This is a genomic window from Arthrobacter sp. NtRootA1, assembly GCF_019976975.1.
In the GTDB taxonomy this organism is placed as follows: domain Bacteria; phylum Actinomycetota; class Actinomycetes; order Actinomycetales; family Micrococcaceae; genus Arthrobacter; species Arthrobacter aromaticivorans.
Genome location: NZ_AP024630.1, coordinates 1,774,438 through 1,788,253, shown reverse-complemented (window position 1 = coordinate 1,788,253; position 13,816 = coordinate 1,774,438). Strand labels below are relative to the sequence as shown.

Below are 13,816 nucleotides of genomic sequence, written 5' to 3'. Positions count from 1 at the left end.
AAGTGCTATTTACGCTTTCGTGCGGTCTTGGACAAACGACGCGGCAAGAGCCGGGGACGCTGCTGTGGTGGCAACTGTCCGCGGGCCAAGGACAACACTACGCCCACGCCGCACAGCGACATCACCAAGGCCGAGCCACCTGCAGATATGAAAGGCAGCGGGACACCGATCACTGGAAGCAGCTGGGTCACCACTGCCATGTTCATGCTTGCCTGTCCCAGGAGCCACACCATAATGCCACCAGCGAGCGTGCGCTGGAACGGATCGGTCTGCCGGACAACGACGCGGAAAATGGCGATGCCAAGGATAGCGAACAAGACCAGGACCACAAGGGTGCCCACCAGTCCCAGTTCCTCGCCGATGATGGCAAAGATGAAGTCGTTGTGGGCCTCAGGAAGCCAGTTGTACTTTTGCCGGCTCTGTCCCAGCCCAAGTCCGGTCCAACTGCCCTGCGCCAGCCCATACATGCCGTTGGTGGACTGATAGGTGAAGTCGGAATCTGCGGTGCAGGAATCCCCTGCCATGCCCAGCCAGGCTGTCACCCGGCAGATCCGGTTTGGACTGATGATTGTCATGGCTGTAGCGCCAAGGGCGCCGGCGACGCCCGCAATTGCCAGCATCTTCGTGGGAACCCCGGCAAAGTACAACCCCGCGGCCACAATGGCCATGACAACGATTGCGGTGCCCAGGTCGTTGCCCACGAGGATCAGCCCAAGGACCAGGCCAGCCCCTGGGACCACCGGTATGATCACGTGCATCCAGCGATGCAGGTACTTCTCCTTGCGCGCCAGGACCGCCGCTATCCAAACACAAAGAACCAGCTTCGAAATTTCCGAGGGCTGGATGCTGATGCCGCCGATGTCGATCCAGTTCTGGTTGCCCAAGGTGCTGCGACCGAAAACCTGGACAAGTACCAGCAAGACCACAACGGCACCGAGTCCCCACCAGGACAGCCTCTTCATCCAGCTGACGTTGGTCCGGGAGATCAGGTACATCGCCACAAGTCCAACGACGCCAAACATCGCCTGCTTCAATGCATCGGCGTACGGAGACTTACCTTCGGAGATCGCCTCCACACTGGAAGCAGAGAGCACCATCATCACACCGATTGCGGTGAGGGCCAGGGCGCATCCAAGAATGAGGTAGTACGTGGAGCTGTTGGGCGCTTTGCTCTTGCCCTCCAGGCCTTCCCAGAAGGAGCGGACGTGGCCCCGAAGCCGGGCTGGTTTCTTGCGGGCAGCCGGCGAAGCCTCGGCTCCGACGTCCCCGGAAGCCTTGCCGCGGCTGCGGGTGGGCGTGCTGACCATTGTTACTCCTCGGTGGTCTTTGCCTGCCCTTCCACGAGCTCGCGTACTGCCTGGACGAAAGCGTCGCCACGGTGAGCGTAGGAAGAGAACTGATCCATGGATGCAGCCGCTGGAGCCATGAGCACGGTGTCACCTGGCTCCGCCACGCTGGCCGCTGCCCTCACAGCCTGGGCCATGATGGTCTCACCAAAAATCGGCGAGGAGGCGTTCCCGTCTGCGGTCTGCACACTTTCAGTGTCGCCCTTGGGCTGGGCTATCACGGGGACATCCGGTGCGTGTCGCTGGAGGGACGCTTCCAAGGCCTCCGTGTCAGTACCGATGAGCACTACGGACTTCAAGCGGGGAGCGTGTTCCTTGACGAGGTCATCGTAATTGACGCCCTTGGAGAGCCCCCCTGCGATCCACACCACATTGTGGAAAGCTGAAAGAGCGGCCGACGCAGCGTGGGGGTTGGTGGCCTTTGAATCGTTGATCCACAGCACGTCGTCCTGTTTGGCCACGAGCTGGATACGATGCGCACCGGGCAGATAGTTAACCAGGCCCTGCTTCACGGAGGCAGGGTCAACCCCATAGGCACGGACGAGGGCCGCGGCGGCCAAGGCATTGGCCACCATGTGGCGAGGTGCCACTGGCCCAAGATCGGCAATGGACGCGAGTTCGGCGGCTGAGTTTTTCCGCTCTTCGATAAACGCGCGGTCAACCAGCAATCCGTCCACGACGCCCAGCATGCTGATGCCAGGGGTGTTCGTGGTGAATCCGACCGCGCGGCAGCCTTCAACGACGTCCGCGTTCTCTACCATGCGTTCGGTTTCAATTTGATCGGCGTTGTAGATGGCAGCCTTCTGCGTGTTCTCGTAGACCTTCGCTTTATCGGCAAGGTACGACGCGTACGAGCCATGCCAGTCCACGTGGTCCTCGGCGACGTTCAGGCATACGCTGGCCACCGGTGACAACGAATGGCTCCAATGCAACTGGAAGCTTGAGAGTTCCACCGCAAAAGCGTCGTACTCCACCGGATCCCTGAGCGCGTCAAGGATAGGCGTACCCACGTTGCCCACGGCAATGGCTTTGAGTCCGGCCGCCTGCAGCATGGACTCGGTCATCCCTACCGTGGTGGTCTTACCGTTGGTGCCGGTGATGGTGAGCCAATCAGCGGTCTTCCGGCCAGCCCGTTCGCGGACGCGCCACGCCAATTCGACGTCGCCCCATACGGGAATGTGCTTGCGTTTGGCAGCGGCCAGCAGGGCTTGGTCCGGGCGCCAACCCGGCGAGGTCACAATGAGCTCCGGCTTCTCGCCGTCAATGAGGGGAAGGACCTTCACGGCCTCTTCGCCCAGCAGCACATCCACTGCACCCACGATTTTCAACGTGTCGGCCTGCGCCTTTGCTTTCGCCGTGGTCGAGGCATCCACCACCACAACTTTTGCACCGAGTTCGATGAGGGTGTCAGCGGCAGCAAAACCGGACACGCCAATTCCGGTCACCACCACCCGCAAGCCACGCCAATCAGCATCCCAGCTGGTGAGATCCTTCAGGCGGTCGTTGGCCGACGGCGCGCTCTCCTGGCTTGCGTTCACAGCAGCACCACCCATTCAGCGTAGAAGATTCCAAGGCCTGCGGCCACGAAAAGCCCGGCAAGGATCCAGAAGCGGACAACAACCGTGACCTCTGCCCAACCCTTCAGTTCGAAGTGATGTTGCAGTGGGGCCATCTTGAAGACCCGTTTGCCACCTGACAGTTTGAAGAAACCCACCTGGATGATGACGGAAAGGGTGATCAGGACGAACAAACCACCGATGAAGGCCAGCAAAAGTTCCGTGCGGGACAGGATGGCGAACGCCGCGACAGCGCCTCCGATTGCCAGGGAACCAGTGTCTCCCATGAAGATCTTGGCCGGTGATGTATTCCACCAGAGGAAGCCCACCAAAGCAGCGCTCAGGATTGCCGCCAGGAGCGCCAGGTCCATGGGGTCGCGTACTTGATAACAGCCGCTGCCCGCCTCACGGGGCGAACCACAGGCCTGGTTGTTCTGCCAGATCCCCATGATGGTGTACGCGCCGAACACCATGATGGATGCTCCCGACGCTAGGCCATCCAGGCCGTCTGTGAGGTTCACGCCGTTGGTAGCCGCCGTGATGATGAGGTTGGACCAAACGACAAAAAGAATTGCGCCCAGGATGGTCCCACCGAAAGCAAGATCAAGCCAGGGGATGTCACGGACGAGGGAAATCTGCGTGGAAGCCGGACGGAGCCCGTCCTCGTTGGGAAACTGCAGCACCAGAACGGCAAAAATGATGCCAACGGCGGCTTGCAGGATCAGCTTGGCGCGGGCGTTCAGGCCCAAACTGCGCTTGTTGGAAATCTTGATGTAGTCATCCAGGAAGCCAACGAATCCCATTCCTACCATGAGGAACAGCAGAAGCAGCCCCGATGCGGAGGGCCCCGCGGACCGTGGATTCATCATCCACATGATCAAGTGGGTCACGAAATAGCTGATCAGAACCGCAGCAACAACCACGGTTCCGCCCATGGTGGGCGTGCCGCGCTTGGTGTGGTGCGAGGTTGGGCCATCATCGCGGATGAACTGCCCATAGCTCTTGGCCACCAGGAACCTGATGAACAGGGGCGTCCCTATCAGGGCTAACAGAAGGGCGACGCCGGCGCCGATCAAAAGTGCAATCACAGCAGCTCGTTCCCTTCGCTTGCGACATCTTCAGCCGCGCTTTCCCCGGTGGGCTCGGCCCGTGGGGGTAATGCTATCCGATCGCCCAAATGCCTCAGCCCCACTCCATTGGAGGACTTGAACAAGACCAGGTCGCCGGGTTTCAGCTCCCTTTGCAGGAGTTCGTAAGCTTCCTCGGCGGTCTCCGTGAACGAACATTCGTCCCCCCACGAACCTTCCTGGATGGCCGATATATAAAGGGCCCGGGCTTCGCGTCCCACCACCACGAGTCTGGAGATGTTCAAGCGCACAACCTGCGTTCCCACGGCAGTGTGCTCGCGGATGGAATCCTCGCCGAGCTCCAGCATGGCGCCAAGGACGGCCCAGGTCCGCCTGCCCTGGCCGAGATCAGCGAGTGTGCGCAGCGCAGCCCGCATCGACTCAGGATTGGCGTTGTACGCGTCGTTGATGATGGTGACACCGTCAGGGCGTTCGGTTCGTTCCATGCGCCAGCGGCTGGCCGCGGACTGGGAACTAAGCGAGGAAGCAATGTCTGCCGCCGGGATGCCCGCGGCAAATGCCGCAGCAGCGGCAGCCAGCAGGTTCGTCACGTGATGGCCGCCGATCAGGCGGCTTCGGACAGGAACGGAAGGGCCGCCGTCGGGCAGTACAAGATCAAACTCGGGGTGGCCTTCGGCGTTGACCACAACGTTGCGGGCTTCCACGTCTTCGTTCGTCGCGGGAGAGGCACTGAAGCCCAGGACTTTGGCCCTGGTGCGGGTCTTCATGGCGGCAACGCGGCCGTCGTCCAGGTTCAGGACGGCCGTGCCGTGCTCACTGAGCCCTTCAACGAGTTCGCCCTTGGCCGTGGCGATGTTTTCGACACCGCCGAATTCCCCGGCGTGGGCGGTGCCCACCACCAGCACCACACCAATATCGGGCTGCACCATCCCAACGAGGTACTTGATGTGCCCGATACCAGTGGCTCCCATCTCAATGACGAGGTAACGAGTGTCCGTATCGGCAGCAAAGACCGTCAGGGGGACCCCAACCTCACCGTTGTATGAGCCCCGCGGAGCCACCGTGGGCCCGGCTTGGGACAACACGCCGGCGAGTAGGTCCTTGGTGGTGGTCTTGCCGGCGGAGCCGGTAATGCCGATCACTGTAAATTCCTCGCCGCGCTGCTCCCGGGCAGAGCGGATGCGGCGGACTGCTTCGGCAGCAAGGGCTCCCATGGCGAGCACCGCATCATCAACAACGACGGCGGGATACGGCTTGCCGTCGGCGTCGGTGACATCGCGTTCGGCCAGCACCAGGACGGCACCCCGCTCGAAGGCAGCGTCAACGAAGTCATGACCGTCTGCGTGCTCGCCGGGCTTCGCGACGTAAAGCGAACCAGGAGTAGCTTCCCGGGAATCAGTGACGACGGAAGTGGGCGCGATGTCCCCGTCTCCGGTTAAACGGCCATGGGTGATGTGGGCGATCTCCGCCGCAGTAAGTGCAATCATCTCGGTTTAGGACTCTATCCGCTGGTCCGTTGAAACGCTGAATCCCCTGGATGTCAAGGCGGTCCGCAATTCCACTCTGTCGTCAAGAGCCAGGTTGACGCCCTTGACCTCTTGCCATACCTCGTGGCCTCGACCTGCAATGAGGATAGTGTCCTTCGGGGTGGCATACTCCACTGCGAGTCGAATGGCGGCATCCCGCGGCGAGGATTCGATGATTTCACAGGTCAAGTTCGCTGCCTCACGGGCGGCATAGGCACCTGCCAGGACCTGTGACCGGATAGCTGCCGCATCCTCATCGTGGGGGTCGTCGTCGCTGATGATGACAATGTCCGCCAAGCGTGCCGCGATGGCGCCCATCGTAGGACGCTTGCTTTGGTCCCGTTGCCCGGTAGCCCCGAACACCACGATCACGCGGGAGCCTTCTTCACGGGACCGGACGGCCTGCAGCGCGCGGGCCAAGGCATCCGGATTGTGGGCAAAATCCACCACAGAGGCCGGCGCCGCGGAGATGAGCTGCATTCGTCCAGGGACGGCCACGGTAAAGGGATCATGCGCCTCGAGTGCGCCCTGGAGGGTCTCTACATCGATGCCTGACGACAGGACCATGATCGTGGCCAGGGCCGCGTTCGCCACATTGAAGTCACCCGGCAAGCCAGTGTGTACGCGCAGGACGCGGCCGTCTGTGTGCCGTAGTTCAAAATCGGTGCCGAGTCCGCGGGCGGTGGTTGAGGCAACGGACCAATCGGCAGGGGTGCCTCCTGTCGTTGCGGTAAGTGTTGTGACCGGAATGTCCGCTGTTCGCGCCAGGTTGCGGCCCCACTCGTCGTCGACCATCACCACTGCGTGGCGTGCCCGTCCTGCGGTGAACAGCTCAGCTTTGGTGCGGAAGTACTCTTCCATGCTGCCGTGCAGGTCCAAGTGGTCCTGGGTGAGGTTCGTGAACCCGGCGACGTCGAACATCACGCCATCCACGCGGTGATAAGCAACGGCGTGGGAGGACACCTCCATGGACGCCGCCTCCAGCCCACGTTCCCGCATCAGGGCAAGCAGTGCATGGACGTCAGTGGATTCCGGTGTCGTCAACAGGCTCGGAATGGGATCTCCCCCGGCCAGGATTTCTATTGTTCCGATGAGCCCCGGGGTTTTTCCCAAGGCACGGAGCAAGGAGTTGATGAAGTACGTTGTGGTCGTCTTACCGTTGGTCCCGGTTACTCCAAACAGCGTCGGGAACCCGCCGTCGTCCGGCTGGCTGCGGTAGATCAGTGCAGCCAAACGCCCGACAACGGTGCGCGGCTCGTCGACGATCAGGACAGGTACGGGTTGCTCGCCTGCCAGGGCAAGCTGCCGTGCCCCGGCATCGTCCGTGACTACGGCGACGGCGCCAGCCTCTACCGCCTGTGGGACGAAGTCGGCACCATGGCGCGAAGCCCCGGGAAGTGCCATGTAAAGGTCACCAGGTTCAATGGCCCGGGAGTTCAGCGAAATCCCCGTCACTCCCCTGGTGTCGCCGTCCGCCGGGACGGCCACCCCCAGGGCTTCTGCGAGGGTCGACAAAGGCACTGCAGCCACAGACGCCGGGCGGAAGCCGGATGTGCCGGTCTCCGGCGTCTCGGCGTGGGAAGCGGCCTCATTGTGCTCTGACACGTGGTTCTCCGTTGATGCTCGGTGGAACGACCGGCTTGGGGCCAGCGGCGCCCAGCCGGTAGTGATGGATCAAATTCTTTGGCCGAAACAGACGCCCAAGAAGCTTACTTGACGAACTGCGGCAGGCGCGCAGGGGTGCCGATTGATGGCGGCACGTTGTAGGTCCTGAGGACCTGGGACATGACGGAACGGAACACGGGACCATTGGTGATGCCGTAGATATTCCCCTTGGGCCGCTGCAGGACGACCTCTACGATGAACCGCGGGTCATCCATGGGCGCCATGCCCACCATCGAGGCCGTATACCCGTCAAAGCCGGCGAGTCCATCTTCGCGGGGTGCCTGTGAGGTACCCGTCTTGGCGCCCACCCGGTAGCCATCAATGGCCGCGTCCTTGATCTGGCCCTCGGTCACTGCGCTTTCCAGGATGTCCCGCATTTGTTGCGCTGTTTCCTTGGACACCACCTGCCGGGACTCCTTGGCCGGAACCTTCTGCTCTTCCCCCTCGGGGGTGATGTAGCTGTCTATGAGCCTGGGCTGCAACATCACGCCACCGTTGGCAATCGTCTGGAAGGCCCGCACGGTCTGCAGCGTGGACTGCGAAACTCCCTGACCAAACAGGACCGTGTATTGCTGGCGTTCATCCCACTGATCAGGCTTGGCGAGGATACCGGTCGCTTCCGCGGGGAGGCCGATATCCGTTTGTTCGCCAACACCAAACTTCTTCAGCCATTCGTAGCGCTGCTCTTTGCTCAGCCTGCTTCCCGCCATCACGGTTCCGGTGTTCATGGACCAGCCCAGGATTCCGGCCAGCGTGCGTTCTTCGGTGCCGTGCTCGAACGCATCGGTGAACGTCTGGCCGTCAATGGTGTAGGACGGCGGGATAGTGAAATGGTCCAGCGGAAAGGACTTGCCCTCCTCGATTACGGCAGAGGCAGTGATCATTTTCTCGACTGATCCGGGCTCGTAGGCGGCCGTCACAGAACGCACACCCCGGTCCTTGGCATCAACTTTCCCGGGATCGTTGGGGTCCGGGGCATTCGTGTCGGCCAGGGCAATAAGGTTGCCCGTCTTGGTGTCGATCACAATAATCGAACCCCACTCGGCGTTCATCTTGTTGACCTGGCTTTGGATAGCCTGCTGTGCAAAGTACTGGATGTCCGTGTTGAGGGTCAGCTTGACGTCGCTTCCATCCACGGCCGGCGTGAGCTCGTCAGTGGCAACGGGAATCCTGAGGCCATCGGCGCCAATCTCGAATACGCGCTTGCCCTCGGTACCTCGGAGGACCTGGTCCTGGGTTTGCTCGATGCCCGCCTGGCCTGTGGTGCCGTCCTGAAGGAAACCCACCACTCCGCCGGCCACGCTGCCGTTCGGATAGACACGCTTACTGACGCCTTCGGCGGCAACACCGGGAATGTGCAGCTTGGAGATGCGGTCTTCAAGCTCGGGTTTCACATCCTTGGCCACCGTGAAGTACTTTTTGTCACCAGTGAGCGACTCCCTGACCTTGGCGGGATCGGCCCCCAGGAGCGAAGCCAGTTCGGAGATACCCTGGTCCCGCGGGATAGTCTCTACTTCTTCAGTCTTCTCGTTGTAGCGCTTGAACTCAGCGGTGGCGGTGTTGAGGACCTGGTCCACAACAATGTTGTAGCGGATGACACTGCTGGCCAGGACAGTACCGTTGGCGTCCAGGATCCTGCCGCGTTCGGCCGGCAGTACCTGTGGCGTGAGACGGTTCGCAAGGGCAGCCTCGGCCATGCCACCGACGTCAAGGCCTTGCACCATGAAGAGTTTCCCGCCCACCACCAACAGCAGTGTCAGCATGATGCCAAGACCAACCCGGAGCCGCTTCCTCGCCGCCGGCACCTTCGTCTTTTTTGATTTGCCGGGGTTTCGCGCCACGTGGATTCCTTGCTGCTGGCCTTGCGTCGGTGAGCTTGTGGGCTAGTGCCCTGGTGCCTTCTGCTGGGGAGCGGGAACGGATCCCCCGTGAAGCTCCGCAGGCGAAGACGCGGGGGTTGCCGGCTTTGCAGCTGGCGCGGCCGGTGTAGCCGCGGGCGCTGCAGGGGTTGCCGGTTTGAGGTTTTCCAACGGATCCTTGGTAGTCACCGAAGGCACCACATCAAGCTGGCCGGCAACGGCCGGAGGGGCAATCACGGCCGCGGGGTTGTCTCCCTTGACAGCCGGGGTTGCCTTTCCGGTGACCGTCATGGTGTTCACATCGATCTGGCCCTTGACGGTGGACTGTACCATTCCCAATTCTGCAGCCTTTGCGGCCAGATTCTGGGGAGCCTCGAAGTTCTGCTTCTTCTGTGTCAGGTCCTGGTTTTCCTTGTTCAGCGTGGCTGCTTCTGCTTTGAGCTGTACCAAGCGGTACTGGGCTGTGGATACAGAAATGTTAAGGACGAGCACCGTCAGCAGGGCGGCCGCCATCACCACGAAGCACAAGACCACAAAGGGAGTGCGCCGCTTCCCGGGGGCGCTTCGCACAAGCGAAAGCGGCGTACGCGCCTTCCGGCCGACGTCGGGCTTGCCGGCTGGGGCCGGGAGCGCCCTGGCCGTGTTGCCTACCACGGAGGGCAGTGTCTTCGCTGCGGCGGTGCTCATGCGACTCTCCTTGGCTTGATGCGCTCCACGGCCCTGAGTCGGGCAGACGCCGCGCGTGGGTTCTCGGCAATTTCTGCGGCCGTAGGCACTTCCGTGCCTTTGGTCAGCGTTTTCAATTCGGGTTTATGTTCTTCGAGTTCAACGGGGAATCCGAGCGGTGCTGAGGACTTGGATCCGGCCTGGAAAACAGACTTTACGATCTTGTCCTCCAGGGAGTGGTAGGACATGACCACAATCCGCCCGCCCAGGGCAGTCGCTGCGACAGCGGCTGGAATAGCCCGTTCCAGGACGTCGAGTTCTTCGTTGACCTCGATACGCAGTGCCTGGAAGGTCCGTTTGGCCGGGTGGCCACCGCTCTTGGCTGCGGCAGCAGGTACTACACCGCGGATTTGCTCAACGAGTTCTCCGGTGGTGGCGAATGGCTTCTCGGCCCGGGCAGTGACGATCCTGTTCGCAATCCGTCCGGCAAACTTCTCTTCGCCCCACTTGCGGATGATACGAACGAGCTCTTCTTCGCTGTAGTTGTTGACGACGTCTGCCGCGGTTTGCCCCCGGCTGGTGTCCATGCGCATGTCCAGCGGAGCATCGTAGGAGTAGGCGAAGCCACGCTCCCGTTCATCCAACTGCAAGGACGATACTCCGAGGTCCATGAGGATGCCGTGGACTTCAGCGATGCCGAGATCGGCCAGGACGTCCTCGATTTCGTCATAGACCGCGTGAACCAGATCCGTGCGGTCCGAGAAGGGTTCCAGCCGCGCGCCAGCCAACGCCAAGGCTTCCTCATCGCGGTCGATCCCCACGAGGTGCAGATCAGGGAAGCGTTGCAGCATGGCCTCGGAGTGGCCGCCCATCCCAAGCGTCGCATCGATAACGATCGGCGTCTCGCCACGGCTCCGGGCTGCTTCGAAGCCAGGGGCGAGCAAGTTGATGCAGCGGTCCTTCAGGACGGGCACGTGGCGCTCAGATGTGGGCTTTGCCGCGTCCTGCTCTTCCACGTTGCCTCCTCTTTCCTCAATCGCTTGCATTCAGTTCCTTGGACCGGATCCCCATCCGCGCCTATCGTTCCGCCGGCCTGGCTCAGGGGAAGTTGAGTCAGGAAGACAGTTCGATGGGCGGCTGGAGATCCCATCCAAGGACCGGGGCCAGGGCCCCATTTCCGGTTAGATGAAACCGGGGAGGTTGTCATCGTCGGTCTCCGAGAAGGCTGCTTCCTTCTCGGCGAGGTATTCATTCCAAGCCTCGGCATCCCAGATCTCTGCGCGGGTACCGGCACCGATAACTGCCAATTCCCGGCCGAGCCCTGCATAGGCCCGGAGCGCCGGCGGAATCGTCACGCGCCCCTGCTTGTCAGGTACCTCGTCAGAGGCCCCAGACAGGAAAACCCGAATGTAGTCACGAGCCTGCTTGGAGGACAGTGGTGCCTCCCGCATCGATTCGTGAATGCGCTCGAATTCCCTCTGGCTGAAGACGTAAATGCAACGTTCCTGACCCCTTGTGAGAACCAGGCCCTCGGCAAGTTCCTCACGGAACTTCGCGGGAAGTATGATCCGGCCCTTTTCATCAAGGCGTGGGGAATGGGTGCCAAGAAACACCGGCCCACCGCCCCTCAGTCAAGGTGCCCGTTCATACCCAACACTGCCAATACCCTCTTATGCGCTCCACTTTACTCCACAAAGCCCCACAGTCAACGCACGATGAGGTGTTTCTCCACCACTTTGAGTTTCCGAAGGCGCGCTATTGCACAGATTCAAGGGCGTGGTGGGAAGTGGAGGGCAAAGGAACGCCTGGGGCATGACTCTATGGGCGGCCGAGGGAATCAGGCGCGGGATGATCGCGTTGCGGATCCAGAGTGGGCTGGCAACCTCGAAGGGGGTGGAAAGTGGAGGACACAGGGTTAAACGCAAAAAGACCCATAAAGGGTCTTTTGTGTCGCCTGCAACCCAGGGGCATGCACCATTTGTCGGCGCAGGCTATCGGCGCAGCTTATTAAGGAATCGTCGCTTGGAAAGGATCCAGGGCCGGGCTAATGCTGGCGGACACTCAATTGTCGTCGCGGCGACGCTCGTCCCAGCGCTCCTCAAGATTGCTCATGAACGAACTCTTGGACTTTGACTTTCCGGCTTTCGCTTTCCGGGTCTTACCGAACGCCGCGCCCCTAAGAGTCGCAAAGTAGACACCTGCGCCCATCACTACGAAGCCGAGGACACCAACGAAAATCTGTTGGAGTGACACGCCGACCAGCAGCAAAAGGATGCCTGCGATGGCACCAAGGACACCAATTATCACGTGCCGGGTTGACCAGCTGCGGATGGGATCCGAACCCATCGTGTTGGCAAACTTCGGATCGTCCTCATGAAGCTGCTTCTCAAGTTGCTCAAGCAGCTTCTGTTCATGCTCCGAGAGGGGCATCGCGACCTCCTTTAGTCAGCCAGCGTCTGGACGAATCGCGGCCTGTGCGTCTGTTTCCAAAACGATCGGGCCACGAAAAGCGTTCCCAAAAAATTTCCGCTTTATTAGCGGACATCCTGGGACCGACTGCTCAGGAAACAGCTGTCCAGACGATCTAAATATCTGTACTAATTAGGATAGTTTGTCAGGCGCTGTTCTGAAAGACGCTCGGAGGGCGCCTGGGCGGGCATCGCGGGGGTCATTCGACGTCAGGAGTCTTGCGCGGATCCAGGAGCCTGGCCGGGAGCAACGTTTTGGAGCCGAAGCGTTCCGCAACGCGGTCAAGGGCCTGCTCCGCGGCCCTCCAGTTGTCATCGCGTCGATCAAGGCTGAGCTGCATGGACGCTTGGCCGGCCGGTTCCAGTTGCTCCGCACGGACACCCACAAGACGAACGCTCATGGATCGTGGCCCCAAGGATTCCAGCAGTTGCACGGCAACCTGGTAAATGAGCTGGGCGCTGTCAACGGGAGTATGCACGGTCCGGCTGCGGGTCACAGTGGAAAAATCGGCGTATCGGAGTTTCAAGGCTACGGTTCGGGCCAGCATCCCGGAACTGCGCAGCCGCGCTGCCGTGCGATGGGACAACCTGAGGAGCTCCCTGTGCAACAGGGCGTCGTCTGCCGAATCTGTGGCAAAAGTCTCCTCCGCCCCGATGCTCTTTTCCAGCCTCGTAGGAGTGACCGGCCTGGGATCTATTCCCATCGACAGCCTGTGCACGTGCTCTCCGCTGGCGCCAAGGACCTTTTTCAGCGATGCCACAGGCGTAGCCGCTACGTCGGCCACTGTCCGGATGCCTAGGCGTGCCAGCACCTCGGCCGTCTTGCCGCCGACGCCCCAGAGCGCGCTGACCGGCAAGCTGTGAAGGTACGGGATAGTGTCCTGGGCGTCGATCTGGAGGATGCCATCCGGCTTGCAACGGGTGGATGCGATCTTGGCCACAAACTTGGTTCCGGCAATCCCCACTGAAGCGGTGATACCAAGTTCAGACCGAACACGACGGCGGACGAGATGTCCGATGTCCAAGGGAGATCCGAGACGGCGGATAGCCCCACCAACGTCGAGGAACGCCTCGTCAACGCTCAAGGGTTCCACGAGGTCCGTGATGGAGGCGAAGATCTCCATGAGCTGCGCCGAAACCTCGTAGTAGAGCTTGTGGCGCGGGTGGATGATGACAGCGCCCGGGCACATCCGCATGGCAATGGCCATGGGCATTGCTGACTTCACACCTGTGGCCCGGGCTTCGTAAGACGCCGACAAGACGACCGAGCGCTCAGCAGGGAAGCCTACGATCACGGGCTTTCCACGCAAGTCCGGCCGGCTACGCAGTTCCACGGAAACGAAAAAGGCGTCCATGTCCACGTGCAGGATGCTGGTTCGCCGCTGTTCCCGCAGGGCGTCGTGCGCGCTGCGGGCTGGTTCGCTGGCCGCGCTTTGGGCGCTACCGAATGCTTCCTGCCTCACAACGGCAATACTATGCCCGGCCACTGACTAAACTGGAGGCACAGTCCCCCGTCAGCCCAAGGAAGGATACCCCTGTGAAGCTCTTTGGAACTCCTCGATCGCGAGGGTTTGCCCTGCTCGCAGCGAGTGTCGCCCTGGCGGTTTCCGCCTGTACTCCGCCCACCAGCAGCCCCGCGGCC

The 13,816-nt window shown here is 61.5% G+C and carries 11 protein-coding genes; all 11 read right to left on the bottom strand.

The genetic code is table 11. From position 1 onward, the window contains the following. Positions 1-5 precede the first annotated feature (5 nt). Positions 6-1,307 carry a putative lipid II flippase FtsW gene (ftsW, locus tag LDN90_RS08205; protein WP_223948627.1) on the bottom strand — a complete coding sequence of 434 codons (1,302 nt, stop codon included), beginning with the start codon at positions 1,305-1,307 and terminating at the stop codon, positions 6-8. A 2-nt stretch (positions 1,308-1,309) separates the two neighbouring features. Further along, positions 1,310-2,899 carry a UDP-N-acetylmuramoyl-L-alanine--D-glutamate ligase gene (gene murD / locus LDN90_RS08200; protein WP_223948626.1) on the bottom strand — a complete coding sequence of 530 codons (1,590 nt, stop codon included), beginning with the start codon at positions 2,897-2,899 and terminating at the stop codon, positions 1,310-1,312. Further along, entirely contained in the window at positions 2,881-3,990 is a 1,110-nt protein-coding gene (mraY, locus tag LDN90_RS08195) for a phospho-N-acetylmuramoyl-pentapeptide-transferase (RefSeq protein WP_216922959.1), read from the bottom strand. The genes murD and mraY overlap by 19 nt, the downstream gene beginning before the upstream one ends. Next, positions 3,987-5,477, bottom strand: coding sequence for a UDP-N-acetylmuramoyl-tripeptide--D-alanyl-D-alanine ligase (murF, locus tag LDN90_RS08190; RefSeq protein ID WP_223948625.1), 1,491 nt, complete (start codon positions 5,475-5,477; stop codon positions 3,987-3,989). The genes mraY and murF overlap by 4 nt, the downstream gene beginning before the upstream one ends. Before the next feature lie 6 nt (positions 5,478-5,483). Then, a complete protein-coding gene (locus LDN90_RS08185) occupies positions 5,484-7,121 on the bottom strand; it encodes a UDP-N-acetylmuramoyl-L-alanyl-D-glutamate--2,6-diaminopimelate ligase (RefSeq protein WP_223948624.1) in 1,638 nt (545 codons plus the stop codon). A 104-nt stretch (positions 7,122-7,225) separates the two neighbouring features. Next, positions 7,226-9,022 (bottom strand): penicillin-binding protein 2, encoded by a 1,797-nt coding sequence (locus LDN90_RS08180; RefSeq protein WP_223948623.1) that lies wholly within the window; start codon positions 9,020-9,022, stop codon positions 7,226-7,228. 42 nt (positions 9,023-9,064) lie between these two features. Beyond that, positions 9,065-9,727 (bottom strand): hypothetical protein, encoded by a 663-nt coding sequence (locus tag LDN90_RS08175; protein WP_223948622.1) that lies wholly within the window; start codon positions 9,725-9,727, stop codon positions 9,065-9,067. After that, positions 9,724-10,752 carry a 16S rRNA (cytosine(1402)-N(4))-methyltransferase RsmH gene (rsmH, locus tag LDN90_RS08170; protein ID WP_216922949.1) on the bottom strand — a complete coding sequence of 343 codons (1,029 nt, stop codon included), beginning with the start codon at positions 10,750-10,752 and terminating at the stop codon, positions 9,724-9,726. Before rsmH ends, LDN90_RS08175 begins: the two co-directional genes overlap by 4 nt. A gap of 135 nt (positions 10,753-10,887) precedes the next feature. After that, positions 10,888-11,319, bottom strand: a complete 432-nt coding sequence (gene mraZ, locus LDN90_RS08165) for a division/cell wall cluster transcriptional repressor MraZ (protein WP_216922947.1) — start codon at positions 11,317-11,319, stop codon at positions 10,888-10,890. A gap of 448 nt (positions 11,320-11,767) precedes the next feature. Continuing rightward, positions 11,768-12,136, bottom strand: coding sequence for a DUF3040 domain-containing protein (locus LDN90_RS08160; protein WP_216922945.1), 369 nt, complete (start codon positions 12,134-12,136; stop codon positions 11,768-11,770). A 238-nt stretch (positions 12,137-12,374) separates the two neighbouring features. Then, entirely contained in the window at positions 12,375-13,637 is a 1,263-nt protein-coding gene (gene dinB / locus LDN90_RS08155) for a DNA polymerase IV (RefSeq protein ID WP_223948621.1), read from the bottom strand. Positions 13,638-13,816: the final 179 nt, after the last annotated feature.

Excerpts from the sequence above, each read along its gene's own strand:
- ftsW (WP_223948627.1), bottom strand. The coding sequence starts at position 1,307 with ATGGTCAGCACGCCCACCCGCAGCCGCGGCAAGGCTTCCGGGGACGTC.
- murD (WP_223948626.1), bottom strand. The coding sequence starts at position 2,899 with ATGGGTGGTGCTGCTGTGAACGCAAGCCAGGAGAGCGCGCCGTCGGCC.
- murF (WP_223948625.1), bottom strand. The coding sequence starts at position 5,477 with ATGATTGCACTTACTGCGGCGGAGATCGCCCACATCACCCATGGCCGT.
- LDN90_RS08175 (WP_223948622.1), bottom strand. The coding sequence starts at position 9,727 with ATGAGCACCGCCGCAGCGAAGACACTGCCCTCCGTGGTAGGCAACACG.
- rsmH (WP_216922949.1), bottom strand. The coding sequence starts at position 10,752 with ATGCAAGCGATTGAGGAAAGAGGAGGCAACGTGGAAGAGCAGGACGCG.
- LDN90_RS08160 (WP_216922945.1), bottom strand. The coding sequence starts at position 12,136 with ATGCCCCTCTCGGAGCATGAACAGAAGCTGCTTGAGCAACTTGAGAAG.